This is a genomic window from Mesorhizobium sp. P2_D6 (assembly GCF_056404315.1).
Window position 1 is genome coordinate 1 of the sequence record NZ_JBFUEG010000012.1, and the last position, 16,034, is coordinate 16,034.

Genomic DNA, 16,034 nt, shown 5'->3' on the forward strand with positions numbered 1-16,034 from the left:
CGTCCAGCCACGTCCAGCCAATCCTTAGAAACATCAACTCCACAAATGATCCTGTTCACGGTAACCTGCCTTGTGCGTACGGTTGGAACCAAGCGACTGTTCGGTCGTGCGTGACGAAGGCGAAGATCCCAAGCTCTCCCGCGGCTGTAACCTCAGGTGGTACGGGCGACTTCGCCAAGCCAAGGTCCGGGCGGCCGCCCGGACCTTGGCTCAATCGCTTCAATCCCACGAAATCTCTCTCGTGTAGATACAAGGTGGCCGCGTAGGGGACGGAGAGGGGGGCTGGCGCTGCCCTACGCGATTGCCATCGCCCCAGGCGAGTTTGCTGACCCAGACCGCCCCCTACTTCAACGAAATCGCCATCCCGCTGAGATCCGCATTCACCTGCAGCCCCACCTGCCGGCCCGTGAGCTCGAGCTGGGCGCCCTTGTCGTTGGTCATGACGATCACCTGCGCGCCCTTGCCGAGCGCGCCGCCACCGCCCGCCGCACCGTAAACCCCGGTCGCATCGCGGACCCTGCGGATGTGGCGCACGGTGCCGCGGAAATAGGTCTTGGAAACGCCGAAGGCGAAACCGCCCGAGACGCCGCCGATCGAGATCGGATAGGTGCGGCCATGGAAGGTCAGCGTGCCCTCGCCGCCGGAGCCGCCGACGAAGAAGGCCGCCTTGTAAACGGCAAAGCGGATCGTGCCGCTATCGGCATGCGCGGCACTGGCAACGCTGGCGGCAACAGTGGCGATGGCCGCAACCGCAAGCGAACGAAAGCTGGATGAGATGGTCATGATGAGAGCTCCACAAGAGCGCCGCTCACCCAACAGGCAGGGCTCGTCGGCGTCGAATCAAACTTGAACAATTTAGCGTGTGGTTTGGTTCCAGACCGGCGAGGAGAAGCCGCCACAGCACGAGGGCCTGCATATGTCGATTGCCACGCCGGAGGTACCAGCCACCCGAAGCGCACCCCTGTTTAGGCGATCTGCCGTTCGTGACAGTAGCGTATCTGCGGATTGTTGAGCAGCGTTAGGGCAGCGCTATTTTCTTTTACCCCTCTTAAGCACCCTCCGCAGCATCAGCTTCAGCCGCCTCACCTGGTATTGGCGCCGCAACGTCGCCAGGGCCGCGCGGTGGGCGGCATCGATAGCAGCCAGCGAGTCCGGCGCGCTCACCTGCGGCAGCGCGAGCAGCGCGCCGGCGTGAAGGTCGGCAAAAGGCTTGGGGTCGTAGCTGGCGAACGGCGTCGGCGGGTCGCTGAGCACGGTGGGGTTGCTGTTGATCTCGAACACCACCAGCCTGCCGTCCACGAAGGTGTAGTCGATGCGTCCATACTGCATGCGCGCCTTTTCGAAGACCTGCATGACCGTATCGGCATGCGGATTGGCCGCAATATAGTCCCGGATTTCCTCGATATGCGCCGGCAGCAACTGCCCAACCGGGTTCTTGACGAACCAGGATTTCGACATGGCACAATGCTGGCCATAGATAGTGTTGCCGACCCGAAAGGCCGCGAATTTCCGGTAGTAGCCGTCCGCCCAGGGCGTGCCGATCATCTCCACCACCATTGGCCGCGCCAGATTGCAGCCGTCCAGCCGGGCAATCGCCGCGTCCAGCGCCGGGCGGCCGTGCAGCAGCGGCGGCTCATCGTAAAGGGCGCCCGCCTCGTCACGGATGAAAACGGGATAGCGTATCGGGTCTTCTAGCTGGTGCGGCCTGAACACACGAAAAGAGTTGCTGCCGTCGGCGTGAAGCAGGCGCAGCAGGTCGAAGCGCTGCAGACTGGCGGTCGGGTGATTGAGCTGCGTCAGGTCCGTCTCGTCTGCCAGTTCGGCGCTGATGCCGGCTGCGCGCTTCAATTCCTCTGATGTCAGCCGGTCCATGTCGGACCAGATGACCACGCCGACGCGAACACCGCGCAGCAGCCCGGCATCCTCATAGCGCACCAGCCGGAGCGACGCCTGCAGGTCGGTCCGGTGATAAAGAAGCACCACTGCCTGGGTGTAGGCGTGCTCGCTATGCGCCACATAAAATATCATGCGATCCCATTATCCGTATGTAATTGCAAAGGGGAACCGTGATGATTAGAGAGATTTGGGGAAACCGTGAAATGGTTCTCATTTCGGCATTGCCTCAGACAGGAGATAGAACTGGTTGGCGTTTCCGTGAAGCTGCAAACCGCATTGGCAAGAAACTGCCATGTGCCACTAAAGCGCCAGAAGTCGAGGCAGCCGACAGATGAATTCAGAAAATGTTGCGGTACCCATCCGCCAGTTAGACATGGAAGACATGCCGTTGCTGATGGAGCTTGAGGCTGCCGCCTGGGCCGCCCCGCTGCAGGCGAGCGAAACAACCATCCGCCACCGGCTGGCACTCGGACATACCATGTTCGGAGCAATCGACGGCGATGTGCTTGCCGGCACCATCTGCTTTACCGAGACCAGCCAGGACCCCTTGGTGCGCGCCGATTTCCCGGCAAATTTCGATGCCTATGCGTCGCTGCCGCGCAGCGAGCCGGTCCACGCTCTTTACGCCTACAATCTGTGCGTCCGGCCCAGCCATCGCGGCTCCAACACGGCAATCCGGCTGCTGAAGGAGATGGAGCGCCACGGCCACCGCCTCGGCGCCCGCTGGCTGATCGGCGATGGCCGCTGCTCGTCCTATGCCGGCTCCCCGGCCGACGGCGATGACCATGTCAAGGCTGACCCGAGGTTCCGCGCCACCATCGACCTTTGGAACGAGACCGGCACAAGACCGCCGCTGGAAGAAATCATCCGGGATCCGCTGCTACGCCTGCATTATCGCGCCCTTGAATGCGAGTTCCTCTATGTCATGCCGGATTTCTTCCCGCAGGACCCAGCATCAGGGGGATTTCGGGTCATTTCAGCCAAGGATCTCAGGAAATGAGATGCGAGCCGTCATGACAGCTCCGCATTTCGATCCGTTCGCGCTCGGCGACGACCCTTTTCCGCATTTTACCCGCATGCGCGCCGCCGGCGGAATCGCGCGCGGCATCGCGCCCTATCCAGAGCTTGCCGACGCGCACTACGTGTTCAGCCATGAGCTGGTGTCGGGCGCGCTGAAGCATCCCGCTCTCCTGCAGGCTCCGCCGGGCAAATATGAGGAGGTCCGCTGCAAGCTCGTCGACCAGGCTCCGATGGCTCTGCTCAGCCGCTCGGTGCTGCTTTCCGACCCGCCGCAGCATGGCGCCTTGCGCCGGCCGGTGGCCGGCTTTTCTCGCGGCCAGCGATCGAGGCGCTGACGCAGGGCCTGCGTGCGCTGAGCCGCGACCTGGTAGAGCGGGCGCTGGTGGACGGTCGCGTCGACGCCGTTTCCGGTCTCGCCGTGCCAGTGTCCTTCTGGCTGCTGCAGGAAATCCTCGGCATCGAGATCGAGGACCCCTGGGCACTGAAATCGATGACCTGCTGTATGGCCACCGCCTTCGACTTGCGGAAAGAGCAGCCGGGGCCGGCAAGCGCCGAGGCCTACCGCCAATGCCGGGCTTTTGTCGAGGAGCGGCTGGCTCGCGACGCCTACCGGCCGGACGGAATGGTCGCCGGCATGGTGCGCGAAGTGACGGAAGGCCGCTGGTTGCGCGAGGACATGGTGGCCAACATCGTCTTCATGCTGTTTGCCGGACAGGAAACCGTCGTCGACGCTCTCGGCAACGCAATCGTCGCGCTGGATCGCTTCCTCGAGCAGCGTGCGCTGCTCGAGCGCGGCGTTGTCGACTGGAGCAGCGCGGCGGCCGAACTGCTGCGCTATGGCGCCTCGGTGCAATACGCTGTTGCCCGCATCGCGGCTGAAGATATCGACCTCGGCGAGGTCAGGATTGCAGCCGGTGAAGCGGTCGTACCGGTGCTCGGCAGTGGCAACCGCGATGATGCCGTCTTCCCGGATGGCGACCGGCTGGACCTCACGCGCCGGCCGGCCATGTCGATGACGTTCGGCACCGGCCTGCATGTCTGCCTCGGCCAGCATATTGCCCGCATCGAGATCGCGGCAATGATCGAAGCCCTGTTCACCCGTGCGCCCGGCTGGCGGCTCAATGCCGCAAATGCCGAGCGCCGCGCTTCGATGTCGTTTCACGGCATGAGCACGGCGCCGCTTGTGCTAAACTAGCCGCGCTGCCCAAACAGCGGCCGCGTCTGGTCGATGACTGCCGGGTCGAGCGATCCGACGATTTCCGCGACCTTCGCTCGCAACGTGGCGACCGTCGCGTCGTCGAGCTGATCGAGAATATCGTTCTGATCTCTCGACGCCCCATACTCTTCGAGCGACGGCGCCTCGCTCGAAGGTGTGAACCCCCCGCCGCGGGCGTGCTTGTCAATCAATTCCTGTCTCGATTTCACGGCATAGTGGCGGATCCAGCCAATCTTCCATTCCATCGGCATGGCGGCCGGGTGCTTGTCGAGCGTCATGCCGTCGACCAGTGTCCTGCGCAGAGAGATTCGGAAGCCATGCGGGTGCGGCATGAACTGCTTCGGATCCCGCAGCGCCTTGCGCAGGACCGACGAGACGCGGGCAAACGACTTCTTCCAGCGCGCGGTCGGGGCGTCATGAGTGCCGCGCCTTTGGAAGCGCACCGTCACAAGTTCGTCGTCGTAGGCCTCCTTGCCGTCGCTCCCGAAATTCACCCACCGAAAGGCGACGCTGCGTACGCCGGGCCGGCTCAACAGCGAACGGACCAGTTCCGCTCCGCTCCAGGGCGGTCCGTCGAGGGGTTCTAGGAACTCGTCGGCGTCCATGAAGCCGAGATAGCGGTACCCGTGCAGCAATGCCTGCCAGTAAAGATAGGAATAGGCCCGCCGCTGCGGCAGCACCGTATCGTGTCGCCAGTCGACCAGCCGGATCCAGCCGGCATCACGCAACGCCAAAAGTACTGCTGTCTGCGGTCCCGCGGTGCAGTTGTCGGCGATCATCAGGTCGAAGCCGTGCAGCTTGTGCCACGCGACCCACTCGATCACATAGGGCTGCTCCAGCTTCATGATCGCGCAGATCACCGGCCTGCTGACGGAAAAAGGAATTCTCATCGCAACGCTTTCCCTGCTCCTTCGGCTAGCGCCCAAGGCTCGACCCGCCGGAACGGAATCGCATCGCCATAGAAGGCCGCAAGTTGTTCGGAAGAGCCCGTCCAGTCACCCATCTCGAACTGGTGGAACCGATAGCGTGCGTCGTCAACCGGAAGCAGGTCGATATCCGGCCTGACGCGCGGGTCTAAGATGCCGGCCACCGGAAGATCAATCGTCCGCGCCGAGGACAGCCAACCGGCTAGCCAGGAGAAGCTGCTGACCCCCGCGACGAGATGACTCGCCCGCCGCAGCGTCTCGAAATCCGTCAATGGCGACATCTTCGGCGTGAATAAAGCATCGGGAAAGCGCCGACGCAGGCGCCGACAATAATCGTTGTCGTCATGGGTCTGACCGACGAAGACCGGTTTGCGCCCGCTATCCCCGATGAGCGTCTCAAAGAACCCGAATGGCATCGGGCAGTAGTTGCGGTGGAAGCCCTCCAGGATGTCGCCGGCCCGCACATGGATGACGAGAAAATCGTCGCCGTAGGTCGGCGCGTCGATCGCGCGTCCGTCAAACAGCCGGGAAACCTCATCCCGGTCATAATAGCCCAACCTTTGCGCAAAGCCCTTGAAGCGGATGCTCCGCGCCCGTTTTTCGCGGAACGTCGCGGCAGTCCCGTCGAGATCGTAGCGGTGATAGCCATCGACCCGAAGCAGCCGGTATTTCCACAACAAAGGCGGCCGCACCCTGACAATGGACCATTCCGGCAAGTCTACGTTGCAGACATAGCCACCGGGTATGCGCTTGGCCAGCGCATGGCAAAACATGTATTGGAACATTCTGTTCGCGAGGCCACCGAACGGTTGCATCACGATGGGCACGTGCCGCATTGGACCCCTTTCGCGAAGGACGGCCATTGTTAGCCGAGCGAATATTCTTTCAGGATCGCTCCGTCCAGAACAGTTTCAGGAAAGCTGCCCGCAGAGGGCAAATCGCATAGGGCGCTCCCCCTCTGTGGCCGCGCAGCGGCCAGAGAGGGGGCTGGCGCTGCCATGCGCTACTGCCCTGAGGCATAGTGGACCAGCCCTACGGATATTTCGCCGGCTTTGGTGCGTAGATTTGCGGATCGAAATCCAGACCCTTCGGCAGCGGCAGGCTCGAGCACTGCAGATGCACCTGGCGGGCAAGCAGCCTTCGCTGCTGCTGCTGATGTTCCTTGGCTGCCGCGACGAGGCCCATGCTGTACGGCCCAAGCAGCACGCCGAAGCCCCATCCCGGCTGCCCCTTCTCGCGTGCATCGTAGTTCATGGCATCGGTGCGGGCCTGCTGGCATTCCGGCGTCGCCCATTTCGGATCCTGCGGCGACAGCGAGGCTCCGTATTGGACCGGAGAACTCACGCATCCTGCCACTGTCGCGGTCAACGCGACGACCACTGCAATCCTCATCCGCAAGCCCCTCCTAATTTAGGGCGGCGACTACAGGATGATTCGAGCCGCAAAAAGGCAGCTTCGGCGTGCGGATTTCGCACAGCCGCTCAGCCCAAAAGCTTGCGCGCCGTGCGCATGAAGATTTTCGAGCCGATCGGGATCAGGTCGTCGGGAAAATCATAGTCGGGATTGTGCAGCGAAGGGGTGCGCTCGCCGGCGCCGAGGAAGAACATCGCCGACTTCGCCTTGTGGCCGAAAATGCCGAAATCTTCCGAAGCGCGCATCGGCAGGGCCTCCTCGCTGCGCGCGACCCCTTCCTCGTCCAGCGCGCGGTTGAGATGCTCCACCGCGTCCGGTGCATTGACGCTGGCGACGAAGATCTCGTGGTAATCGCAGCGGACCGACAGGCGATGCTCGACCGCGATCCTGGCGGCAAGCACTTCAGCGGCCGCGACCAGTTCCGCCATGCGCTCGTCGCGCCTTGTGCGCAGCGTCGCCCAGACCTCGGCGTGGGCGGGCGCGATGCCGAACACGGCCTCGCCCATCGTCGCATGGGTGACGGTCACCATGCTGAAATCGTCATCGGCAAAGGTGCCGCGCCCGAGCGCCGGCAGCGCGGGCATCAGCTGGCTGATTGCCGGCATCGGCGACACGCCGGTTTCCGGCATGGACGAATGCGCGGTCTTGCCCTCCAGCACGATGCGGATGCCGCGCGAGGCGCAGTTGACCACGCCGGGTTTCAGCCGCACCTCGCCGAACGGCACGCCCGGCAGATTGTGCAGCGAGAAGGCGAAATCCGGCGCGATCTCGGCAAAGCGCGGATCGGCGACGACGCCGGCAGCACCATTGCCGGTCTCCTCCGCCGGCTGGAACATCAAGACTACACGGCCACGCGCCGGCCTCTCGCGCCCAAGCTGGCGACCGAGTGCGGCGAGGATCGCGGTATGGCCGTCATGGCCGCACATATGCGATTTTCCCGGCACTTGCGAGGCATGGTCGACGCCCGAAAGCTCCTCGATCGGCAGTGCGTCGAGCTCCGAGCGGAACAGCACTGTCGGCCCTGCGTTGCCGCTGTCATAGACCGCCGCGACACCATGGCCGCCGAGGCCGGTCAGCACCTTGTCCGGACCGGTATCGGCGAGGAAGGCGACGACTTCCTTGGCCGTCCTTTCCTCTTCGTTCGAGATTTCCGGCTGCCGGTGCAGCTTGCGCCGCCACGCCGTCAGCTCGACGATGTCTCGATTGGTCAGGGTCATGGTCTGGGCTCCGCTTGGCTTGCCGGCACTCAAACACGATAGGGTTTTTCTCGCGCCGTGCCATGCCGATCAATTCCGCTAGTCCATCCGTATGTCATCGTTGCGCTGTGGTCATCAATCTCATCTCCGACATCCTGCGGCCGCTCCTGACGAGTATGACGCGCACGCCTGTGCCAAACCGTAGATATCAGCGACAATAGCCAAATCCAGCCGAGGAGCGGTTTCCGGGAATACAATGGCCAGGCGGTTTGCGTTTCTTTTGGTTCGCGACTTCACGCTGTCGCCGCTGTCGCTGTTCATCGACACGCTGCGGCTGGCCGGCGATGAGGGCGACCGCAGCCGCAGGATCGAGTTCGACTGGGAGATCGTCGGCGAACGCGGCCTGCCGATCCGGGCGAGCTGCGGTGTCGAACTGCTGCCGACCAAGGCGATGGGCAATCCGGAGGAGTTCGACAATGTCGTCGTGGTCGGCGGCCTGCTCGACACCAACCGCAGCCTGAGCTCCGAAAAGGAGGCCTTCCTGTTGCGGGCCGCCGAAAAGGGCGTGCCGCTGACGGCACTCTGCACCGGCAGCTTCGTGCTCGCGCGCTACGGCCTGCTCGACGGCTACAGCGCCGCCGTGAGTTGGTTCCACATCAAGGATTTCCGCAACCAGTTCCCTGACGTGAACGCCCATGCCGACAGCCTGTTTTCCGTCGACCGCGGCCGTTCGACCTGCGCCGGCGGCACCGGTGCGGCCGACCTTGCCGGCCATTTCGTCTCGCAGTTCATCGGCCGCAAGGCGGCGGAAAAAGCCGCCAAGATCCTGGTGCTCGACCGCATCCGCTCGAGCCGGGACGTGCAGCCCGTCGGCGACCTCTTTCCCGCGGCGTCGAGCCGCGCCGTGAAGCGGGCCCTGCTGCTGATGGAAAGCAATCTCCAGGAGACGCTGTCGGTCGCCGAGATCGCGAGCCGGCTGAATTTATCGCGGCGCCAGCTCGAGCGGCTGTTCGGCGCCGAGCTCGGCATCGGCCCGATGGCGGCCTATCTTGCGCTGCGCGTGCATCAAGCGAAGTCGCTGCTGGAAGGGAGCGACTTGGCGATCGGCGACATCGCCTACCGCTGCGGCTTTCCCAATGCTGGCCATTTCAGCCGCGTCTTCCGCCAGCAGACCGGCATCACGCCAACCCATCTCAGGCATCCCGGCCGAATGTCCGGTGTCTCTGCCGGTAGCAGCGGCCCATAGGCGCATGTTCAGAACTATGCCGTGTCAGATTTCCAGATGCGATCCCAGCACCGGTATGATAATATCATACCAACTCTGATAGGAGCACAACCATGTCCGCAACTGAAAAACGCACCTTCAGTTTGCCGGCCGAGCAGGCCGCTTTTATCGACCAGCTCGTTCAGTCGGGCACATACGCGACCAGCAGTGAAGTGATCCGCGCCGGTCTTCGCGCATTGCAGGAACGCGACGCCGCCGTGGAGCGCTGGCTGCGCGAGGAGGTCGTGCCGACCTATGACAGGTGGAAGGCAGACCCCTCCCAGGCCATCCCGGCCGACCAGGTTTTTGACAGCATCCGCGCCCATCACGCCCGCCTCAAGGGGGACGTGTGAAGCGCCGGCATGTTGTCTTTTTGCCGGAAGCCCAGGCGGACCTGCTATGGATATACGATGCGGTCGCTCATGCGTCCGGCAACCTCACTGCCATTCGCTACATCGAGCGGATCGAGCGATTTTGCCTGGGTCTTGACTACGCCTCGGAACGTGGAACCCGAAGGGATGACGTGCGGCCGGGGCTTCGCATCGTTGGTTTCGAGCGGCTGACTGTGGCCTTCGCCATAAGCGACGATCAGGTGGTGATTCTCCGGGTGTTTTACGGTGGCGCCAACTGGGAGGACGATCTGGCTCCTACCGCTCCCTGAACGCCCGCGCGAACGAATCCAGCATCGGCCGCGCCAGATATTCGAAGAAGGTCCGGTCGCCGGTGCTGATAAACGCCTCGACCGGCGTTCCCGGGTAAAGCTGCCCGGCCTTCACCCCCTGCGGCAGCGTGTCGGTGATCTTCAGCCTGGCGCGGAAATAGGCCTCGTGCGTGGTTTCATCGATCAGCCGGTCGGCGGAGATTTGGGTCACCGTCGCCGGGACCTCGGGCGTGAGGCGCGCGTTGAGGGCCGACAATCTGAGTTTCGCCGGCTGGCCGACGCGAACCAGATCCACGTCCTTCGGCCGCAGCTTCGCGTCGACGATGAGGCCTGACGCGGTGGGCAGGATCTCCATGATCTTCTGCCCCGGCGCAATCACGCTGCCCTTGGAATTATAGGTCGACGACACCACGATACCGGCTGCCGGCGCCTTGATCGTCGTGCGTCCTAGCACCGCCTCAGCCGCTGTGATCTGTTCGCCGATGTCGGCCAGCTTGGTGCGGACCTCGTCGAGCTTGGTCAGCGCGTCCTCGACACGTTGCGTGGTCGCGCGCTCGACCTGCGCCTGGGCTTCGACGATCTGCGTCTTGGTCGCCGCAAGGTCCGCCTCCAGCGCGCCGGCCTGGCCGACCAGATCGGCCTCGCTGCGCAGAAGCTGCGAATATTCGCTGCGGTTGGTGAGGCCCTTGTCGAGCAGCCTGGCCTTGATGCCGAGCTCCTTCTTCACGATGTCGGCCTGTTGCTGGATGGCCAGTTTCTGCGCGTCCAGACCCAGTGCCGACTCGTGATGCATGGCTACGCGCTGCGCAAGGATCGACTGCTCGGACCGGAACCGGGCGAGCCTGGCGTCGAACTCCTTTTGTTGTTCGCGCACCAGATTGTCGAAATCGCTCTGGAACGGCGCGGGTGCTGCATCGGTGATTGGCGCCAGCCTGTCCGATCCGTCGCGCTCCGCTTCCAGCCGCGCAGCACTTGCCCTCAGCGCGATCGACTGTCTGGTCAGCCGGTTGAGGTCGGCCTCGGCCGCCGTGCGGTCGAGGAGGACCAGCGGCTCGCTTTGTTGCACGCGGTCGCCTTCATGCACCAGCAACTGCTCGATGATGCCGCCCTCGGGGTGCTGGATGAGGATGTTGCCGCCAGTCGCCGAGATCGTGCCGGACGTGATCACCGCGCCGGAGAGCGGAGCGCTCGCCGCCCAATAGCCGAAGCAGCCGGCGAAAAGCGCTATGGCCGCGTAGCCAACAACGGCCGTGCGCCGGAAGTCGGTGCGCGGTCGGCTTTCGAAGGCAAGGCTGCTCTGCTGCATCATTGTCTATGATCCGAAGCGGACGCTGTGCGGGCGCGCGGTCGGCACGAACGAGCCCGTCACCACCGCGTTCCCGGCAACGCCCTTGCCGGTCGCCGATTGCCGCAGCACCTCGCTCGCGGGGCCGAAGGCTTCGATCGCGCCGTTGCGAAGCACCATCACGCGGTCGCAGGCCGCCGCGATCGACGGGCGATGCGTGATCACCAGCACCGTGACGCCGGCGCCGCGCGCGGCCGACAGCATCACCTCGAGCGCCGTTTCGCCACTGCCGTCGAGATGGGCGTTGGGCTCGTCCAATATCAGCATGCGTGGATTGCCGTAGAAGGCGCGCGCCAGCCCGATCCGCTGGCGCTCGCCGCCCGACAGCACGGTATGCGATGGGCCGATCATGGTCTGATAGCCATCGCGCAGCGTAAGCACCAATTCATGTGCCTCGGCATGCCTGGCCGCTTCGACGATCGCTGCGTCATCGGCAGCGGGGTCGAAGCGGGCGACGTTTTGCGCGATCGATCCGGGGAAAAGCTCCACCTCCTGCGGGAGATAGCCGATATGCCTTCCAAGCTGGGTTTCGTCCCAGCTCCTCAGGTCGGCGCCGTCGATCCTGACCGCGCCGCCGGTCGGCTGCAGTGCCCCGACAAGCAGTTTCGCCAGCGTCGATTTGCCGGCGCCGCTCGGGCCGACGATCGCCACCGCTTCGCCGGCGCGGATGGCAAAATTCAGCCGCTTGAGGATGGGCTCCGTGCCAAAAGCCGCATTCGGCGCGATGAAGAAAAGATCCTGTACCGAAATCGCACCGGACGGATCGGGCAGAGCAAGCTTGCGCGCTTGCGCCGGTCGCGCCGCAAGCGCGGCGTCCAGCCGCTTCCAGCATCGCCTGGCGTCGACGATCTGCCGCCAGGATCCGATCAATTGGTCGAGCGGCTGCAGCGCGCGCGACGACACCAGCGAGGACGCGAAGATCATGCCGGCGGTCATCTGCCCTTGCAGCACCAGCCACGCGCCGGCGCCGAGGATCGCCAGCTGCAGCATCATGCGCAGCGACCGCGATGTCGCGCTGAAGATCGCGTTGGCGCTTCCGGAACGGTCGTGCAGGGTCAGCGCTTCGGCCACGTGCCGCCCCCAAACCGCGGCGGCATTTTGCACCATGCCCATGGCGCGCAACGTGTCCATGTTGCGGGCAAAGGCCTGCTCCGCCTGGGTGGCCACGGCAGAGCGTTCCGCCGACATGGCATCGTTCCTGCCGATGGCAAGCTGGTTGGCCACGACGAGAAGAAACAGAAGCACGGCGCCGGCGAGCGTCAGCCAGAACAGGACGGGATGGATGAAATAGAGCAAGGCGAGGAAGACGGGCGCAAAGGGCAGGTCGAACAGCACCGCCACGCCGCGTGACCTGATGAAGGCGCAGGCCGCGGCAAGGTCGTTCAGCGGCGACAGCGCGCTGCCGGCATATCTGGCGCCAAGCGAGGCAGAAAATGTCTGCGCACCGAGCTTCTGGTCGACGGTAGCCGCAATACGCTGCGCATAAATGGCGCGGACCGCATCCAGCAGGCCGAGGAAGGCGAGTGCGACGACCGCCATGGCCGAGAGATAAATCAGCGTCTCGACGCTGGAGGAAGGCAGCACCCGGTCATAGACCTGCAGCAGATAGAGCGGGATCACCAGGAGCAGGATGTTGATCAGCAACGAGAAGACGCCGATATCGGCGATGGCGTGCAGGAAGACCGGGCGCAGGCCGGGCCGGATGGCCGCATCCCTGAGCGGCGCGCGGTCGCGCGACATCTAGACCGCGTGCTCCCCTGTTGCGCTCAGATGGCTTTGCTGCACATCGTCCAGCGTGTAGGCGCGGATATAGTCGATCTTCATCTGGGCGGTCGTCGCCAGATGGTCGGGTGGCGCGCCGGCTTGACCGCCGATCGCAAGGTCGACCAGCATATACATGGGCTTGTTCATATCGGACGGCGTCGCCGCTTCCGAGACCTGTACGCCATCATAGGTCCAGACCAGCTTGTCCGGCGTCCACAACAGGCCATAGGTGTGATAGCCATCGGTGTTCGAGACATTCACCGTCGACCCGACCGTGGTGTGCTGCCCCGTCTCATTCGTGTGCGCGGTCATCAGAAGCTGGTTCGGGTTCTGGCCGTACGTTTCCACGACGTCCAGCTCCGGCGGCCATGAGCCGTCTTCCGGCAACAGCCAGAAAGCCGGCCAGGCCCCGGTGTTTTCGGGCAGGTCGGCCCGCATTTCGAAATAGCCATAGGTCTGCGAGAAGGAGTCGTGTGTGGTCAGGAGCCCGGAGGTGTATTCGTAATTGTTGATCAGCGGCTTGATGTCCGCCGGCGTCTGCGCCGCGGTGATGGTGAGAACGCCGCTTGCCACACTGAACGGATGAACCGAGCTCGTTGGCGCGTAATTGGCGTCGATATACCACTGCAGCTCGTTGTTCTGGGTCAACGTGCTGCCGTTCGGCGCGCCCCACCAGAAGTTGGAATCCCAGGTGCCGCTCTGGCCGTTCCACAGGCTCAGCGTGTTGAAATCGTCGTTGAAAGACAGTGTCATGCCTGTCTTGTCGATCGGCAGCTCGAACTGGGCGGGCTGAAACTTGTCGATCGTGGTGTTGTTGAACACCAGCACCTCGCTCGAGCCGAGGTTGAGCTGCACGTTCGATCCCAGCTGGACCATATTGGCCTGGACGGCCTCGAACGAAGTGAAGGCGTAGCCGTTGAGGCGCACGGTGTCGGTTGCGTCGAAATCGGAGATCAGGTCGCTGCCGTTGCCCTTGGTGACGATGAAGGTGTCAGCGCCGGCGCCGCCGATCAGCACGTCATTTCCTTTGCCGCCGTCCAGCGTCTGGCTGCCGGAGCCGCCCGTGATGATGTTGTCCAGCGCATTGCCGAAGGCGTAGTGACCACTGCCGGTGACGACGAGGTTTTCGAAATTGGCGGGCAGCTTGTAGCTCATCCAGGTGTCGATCGTGTCGACGCCCGCGCCGTAGGTCTCGACCGCTTTGTTGATCGTCGAATAGAGATGGTAATAATCGTCGCCCGCGCCGCCATACATGGTGACCTTGACGCTGGTGTCGCCCCAGAAGGAATCGTTGCCCGAGGTGCCGTAGAGGTAAGGCGCGCCTCCGGCCGCGGAGAACCAGTGGGTGGAAGCGCCGGTGTAGGGAAGGGCAATCCCCTTGGCGTTCAGGACGGTGGTCATTCGGACACTCCTTGCACGTGGCGCCTTGGTCGCTCGACAACCTTCGAGCGATCACTTCGGATCAACTTTTAGATTAATCGATGGATCCTGGGAATCATCCTATAGTACACGAGGAAGATAGTCACTCAGTCAGGCCGAATATAATAAGATGATCCTAATACAATTTTAAGGAGAGACTTTGCCAATTTTAATAAATATTGCGAAATTTGTGCCAAAATATTAGGCAGAGTGTCAATGATGCAGGCATTCCGTCGCGCCGTGGCTGCACGTCCGAAGCGGCGGCTCGAAATCGCGGGACGGATGGCTGCAAGCAAACGGCCCAAAAAATTTGACAGGCTGTGTCGGACGGGATGAAGTTCACCCGTCCTTGGGGCATCGACCAACGAAACCACAAAGGATACCGAAGACATGCCAAGCACCGTACGTTTGCACCGCGTTCTGACGACCAGCCCGGAGAAGGTCTACCGTGCCTTCACTGAAGCCGATGCACTGGCGAAATGGCTTCCGCCGAACGGTTTTACCTGCACGGTTCATCACTTCGATGCGAAAGTCGGCGGCACTTTCAAGATGTCGTTTCGCAACTTCACCACGGGCGACAGCCACGCCTTCGGTGGTGAATATCTCGAGCTCGTTCCCGGCGAAAGCCTGCGCTACACCGACAGGTTCGACGATCCCAATCTGCCCGGCGAGATCGTGGTGACCGTGACCTTGAAGAAAGTGTCGGTCGGCACGGAACTCAATATCACGCAGGCGGGCATTCCGGACGCCATTCCGGCCGAGGCGTGCTATCTCGGCTGGCAGGAGTCGCTCAGGAACCTGGCAAAGCTCGTGGAACCCGAGATCAATCAGTAGAGCCGCACACCCCATCGCAATCGACGGCGGCGCGGCCCAGCCCGCGCCGCGACAATGCCGAGCCGAGCTCTCATCGCCTCACGGCCCGCTGCAGATCGGCAGCGGCTGCGGCGGCGGTGGCGGGTTGTCCTTCTTGTATTGCGCGATGATCGGCTCGAGGCGCTGGCGCGGCCAGAATTTCGGCTTGCCGATCGCCTTCAGGCAGGACGCGTTCCAGTAGGTGCCGGATTTGCCAACGGCGGCGATGTCGCGCGATTCGGGATAAATGTAGAGCGTCGTCGGGTTGCCCTTCACCATCGAAATGATCTGCTCCGCATCGGCCGGCGACCAGCTGGTGCAGCCATTGCTGCGGCCGCCGGCGTAATCGACCAGCTTGCCGTAGGGCACAAAGCCGTCATGGTCGGCGTAGGAACTGTTCGACTTTTTGCGCAGGCACATGCCGCGCAAGAGCCGCGCCGCATGGCCGCCGATCACACGCTGCCTGGCATTCGCCGTCTCACCCTCGCCGTCGAACTGGATAAAGGTGCGTTGCAGAATCTGATCCTGCTTCGCGCCGACGCGATAGAAACCCTTGAATGACGTCTTTGCCTCGCTGGTCATATAGGCGCCGCCCATCGTCAAGGACGAGTCCAGGGCATTGCCGAAGTTTTTCGCACAGCGTTTCCCGTTGGAGAAATCGACGACGCCCTTCAGATTGCGGCCCCCGCCATGCCCTGACGAAATCGCGCGAAACGACTGTTTGGCTTCGCAGATGACGTAGTAGCGCCGCCCCAACGCACCGCCGCCGAGATCGCCGGGACGCGTGGCGTCCATGGCGAAATAGCAGCCATTGTGGACAGCGCCCTGCGACACCTTCTTCTGATAAAGCGCGCGCGCCCGTTCCAGCACCACTTGAGAGATTTCGCCGTCGCCATCGCCGACATGGGCCTGCAACCAATCCGGTATATCGGAGGGCGCGGCAAACGACCGGGCCGACACCGTGATCGCGATGACAGCGACGGCAAGGATGCCGAGGACAAAGACAGCCAGAGATTTCAACCGCAACCCTCCCGCCCGAACCGTTCTGCGATTCTCAGAAAC

General features: G+C 63.3%; 17 protein-coding genes. 7 read left to right on the forward strand and 10 right to left on the reverse strand.

Annotated elements, in window-relative coordinates; genetic code table 11:
• Window positions 1-342: 342 nt before the first annotated feature.
• The gene (locus AC1D1L_RS23055; RefSeq protein WP_477343758.1) at window positions 343-783 is read right to left on the reverse strand and encodes a hypothetical protein; all 441 of its coding nucleotides are present in this window, start codon (window positions 781-783) and stop codon (window positions 343-345) included.
• A gap of 246 nt (window positions 784-1,029) precedes the next feature.
• Window positions 1,030-2,028: a hypothetical protein gene (locus tag AC1D1L_RS23060; RefSeq protein WP_477343759.1), complete on the reverse strand. Its 999-nt coding sequence runs from the start codon at window positions 2,026-2,028 to the stop codon at window positions 1,030-1,032.
• Window positions 2,029-2,227: 199 nt separating this feature from the next.
• Between AC1D1L_RS23060 and AC1D1L_RS23065 the strand changes: the two genes are divergently transcribed.
• From AC1D1L_RS23065 to AC1D1L_RS23075, 3 genes are read left to right on the forward strand one after another with little or no spacing between them, the layout of a single operon-like run.
• Complete coding sequence (locus AC1D1L_RS23065; protein ID WP_477343760.1) at window positions 2,228-2,896, forward strand: hypothetical protein; 669 nt, start codon at window positions 2,228-2,230, stop codon at window positions 2,894-2,896.
• Window positions 2,897-2,909: 13 nt separating this feature from the next.
• Window positions 2,910-3,251: a hypothetical protein gene (locus AC1D1L_RS23070; RefSeq protein WP_477343761.1), complete on the forward strand. Its 342-nt coding sequence runs from the start codon at window positions 2,910-2,912 to the stop codon at window positions 3,249-3,251.
• A 47-nt stretch (window positions 3,252-3,298) separates the two neighbouring features.
• A complete protein-coding gene (locus tag AC1D1L_RS23075) occupies window positions 3,299-4,111 on the forward strand; it encodes a cytochrome P450 (RefSeq protein WP_477343763.1) in 813 nt (270 codons plus the stop codon).
• On the opposite strand, the gene AC1D1L_RS23080 is transcribed toward AC1D1L_RS23075, so the two are convergent.
• The 4 genes from AC1D1L_RS23080 to AC1D1L_RS23095 form a co-directional block, all read right to left on the reverse strand.
• Window positions 4,108-4,977 carry a glycosyltransferase family protein gene (locus AC1D1L_RS23080; protein WP_477343764.1) on the reverse strand — a complete coding sequence of 290 codons (870 nt, stop codon included), beginning with the start codon at window positions 4,975-4,977 and terminating at the stop codon, window positions 4,108-4,110. The two genes, AC1D1L_RS23075 and AC1D1L_RS23080, sit on opposite strands and share 4 nt — an antisense overlap.
• Before the next feature lie 41 nt (window positions 4,978-5,018).
• Window positions 5,019-5,894: an alpha-1,2-fucosyltransferase gene (locus tag AC1D1L_RS23085; RefSeq protein ID WP_477343765.1), complete on the reverse strand. Its 876-nt coding sequence runs from the start codon at window positions 5,892-5,894 to the stop codon at window positions 5,019-5,021.
• Between the two features lie 196 nt (window positions 5,895-6,090).
• The gene (locus AC1D1L_RS23090; protein ID WP_477343766.1) at window positions 6,091-6,402 is read right to left on the reverse strand and encodes a hypothetical protein; all 312 of its coding nucleotides are present in this window, start codon (window positions 6,400-6,402) and stop codon (window positions 6,091-6,093) included.
• 137 nt (window positions 6,403-6,539) lie between these two features.
• A complete protein-coding gene (locus AC1D1L_RS23095) occupies window positions 6,540-7,688 on the reverse strand; it encodes an amidohydrolase (protein ID WP_477343767.1) in 1,149 nt (382 codons plus the stop codon).
• 235 nt (window positions 7,689-7,923) lie between these two features.
• Here AC1D1L_RS23095 and AC1D1L_RS23100 point away from each other — a divergent pair, with 235 nt between their 5' ends.
• The 3 genes from AC1D1L_RS23100 (at window position 7,924) to AC1D1L_RS23110 (ending at window position 9,592) form a co-directional block, all read left to right on the forward strand.
• Window positions 7,924-8,913 (forward strand): GlxA family transcriptional regulator, encoded by a 990-nt coding sequence (locus tag AC1D1L_RS23100; protein WP_477343768.1) that lies wholly within the window; start codon window positions 7,924-7,926, stop codon window positions 8,911-8,913.
• Window positions 8,914-9,005: 92 nt separating this feature from the next.
• Window positions 9,006-9,284 carry a type II toxin-antitoxin system ParD family antitoxin gene (locus AC1D1L_RS23105; protein WP_352585811.1) on the forward strand — a complete coding sequence of 93 codons (279 nt, stop codon included), beginning with the start codon at window positions 9,006-9,008 and terminating at the stop codon, window positions 9,282-9,284.
• A complete protein-coding gene (locus AC1D1L_RS23110) occupies window positions 9,281-9,592 on the forward strand; it encodes a type II toxin-antitoxin system RelE/ParE family toxin (protein WP_477343769.1) in 312 nt (103 codons plus the stop codon). The genes AC1D1L_RS23105 and AC1D1L_RS23110 overlap by 4 nt, the downstream gene beginning before the upstream one ends.
• Here the strand turns inward: AC1D1L_RS23110 and AC1D1L_RS23115 are convergent.
• The 3 genes from AC1D1L_RS23115 to eglC are packed head-to-tail and all read right to left on the reverse strand — an operon-like array spanning window position 9,579 to window position 14,102.
• The gene (locus AC1D1L_RS23115; protein ID WP_477343900.1) at window positions 9,579-10,898 is read right to left on the reverse strand and encodes an HlyD family type I secretion periplasmic adaptor subunit; all 1,320 of its coding nucleotides are present in this window, start codon (window positions 10,896-10,898) and stop codon (window positions 9,579-9,581) included. The genes AC1D1L_RS23110 and AC1D1L_RS23115 overlap by 14 nt on opposite strands.
• Before the next feature lie 6 nt (window positions 10,899-10,904).
• The gene (locus tag AC1D1L_RS23120; protein ID WP_477343770.1) at window positions 10,905-12,677 is read right to left on the reverse strand and encodes a type I secretion system permease/ATPase; all 1,773 of its coding nucleotides are present in this window, start codon (window positions 12,675-12,677) and stop codon (window positions 10,905-10,907) included.
• The gene (gene eglC / locus AC1D1L_RS23125) at window positions 12,678-14,102 is read right to left on the reverse strand and encodes an endo-1,3-1,4-beta-glycanase EglC (protein ID WP_477343771.1); all 1,425 of its coding nucleotides are present in this window, start codon (window positions 14,100-14,102) and stop codon (window positions 12,678-12,680) included.
• Between the two features lie 408 nt (window positions 14,103-14,510).
• On the opposite strand from eglC, the gene AC1D1L_RS23130 reads away from it, so the two are divergent.
• Complete coding sequence (locus tag AC1D1L_RS23130) at window positions 14,511-14,954, forward strand: SRPBCC family protein (protein WP_477343772.1); 444 nt, start codon at window positions 14,511-14,513, stop codon at window positions 14,952-14,954.
• A 78-nt stretch (window positions 14,955-15,032) separates the two neighbouring features.
• Here AC1D1L_RS23130 and AC1D1L_RS23135 read toward each other — a convergent pair whose 3' ends face one another.
• Window positions 15,033-15,998 (reverse strand): hypothetical protein, encoded by a 966-nt coding sequence (locus AC1D1L_RS23135; protein WP_477343773.1) that lies wholly within the window; start codon window positions 15,996-15,998, stop codon window positions 15,033-15,035.
• Between the last annotated feature and the right edge of the window lie 36 nt (window positions 15,999-16,034).

Bases quoted from the DNA above. Each gene is read 5' to 3' on its own strand.
- AC1D1L_RS23055 (WP_477343758.1), bottom strand. From the start codon at position 783: ATGACCATCTCATCCAGCTTTCGTTCGCTTGCGGTTGCGGCCATCGCC.
- AC1D1L_RS23060 (WP_477343759.1), bottom strand. From the start codon at position 2,028: ATGATATTTTATGTGGCGCATAGCGAGCACGCCTACACCCAGGCAGTG.
- AC1D1L_RS23065 (WP_477343760.1), top strand. From the start codon at position 2,228: ATGAATTCAGAAAATGTTGCGGTACCCATCCGCCAGTTAGACATGGAA.
- AC1D1L_RS23070 (WP_477343761.1), top strand. From the start codon at position 2,910: ATGACAGCTCCGCATTTCGATCCGTTCGCGCTCGGCGACGACCCTTTT.
- AC1D1L_RS23080 (WP_477343764.1), bottom strand. From the start codon at position 4,977: ATGAAGCTGGAGCAGCCCTATGTGATCGAGTGGGTCGCGTGGCACAAG.
- AC1D1L_RS23085 (WP_477343765.1), bottom strand. From the start codon at position 5,894: ATGCGGCACGTGCCCATCGTGATGCAACCGTTCGGTGGCCTCGCGAAC.
- AC1D1L_RS23095 (WP_477343767.1), bottom strand. From the start codon at position 7,688: ATGACCCTGACCAATCGAGACATCGTCGAGCTGACGGCGTGGCGGCGC.
- AC1D1L_RS23100 (WP_477343768.1), top strand. From the start codon at position 7,924: ATGGCCAGGCGGTTTGCGTTTCTTTTGGTTCGCGACTTCACGCTGTCG.
- AC1D1L_RS23105 (WP_352585811.1), top strand. From the start codon at position 9,006: ATGTCCGCAACTGAAAAACGCACCTTCAGTTTGCCGGCCGAGCAGGCC.
- AC1D1L_RS23115 (WP_477343900.1), bottom strand. From the start codon at position 10,898: ATGCAGCAGAGCAGCCTTGCCTTCGAAAGCCGACCGCGCACCGACTTC.
- AC1D1L_RS23120 (WP_477343770.1), bottom strand. From the start codon at position 12,677: ATGTCGCGCGACCGCGCGCCGCTCAGGGATGCGGCCATCCGGCCCGGC.
- eglC (WP_477343771.1), bottom strand. From the start codon at position 14,102: ATGACCACCGTCCTGAACGCCAAGGGGATTGCCCTTCCCTACACCGGC.
- AC1D1L_RS23130 (WP_477343772.1), top strand. From the start codon at position 14,511: ATGCCAAGCACCGTACGTTTGCACCGCGTTCTGACGACCAGCCCGGAG.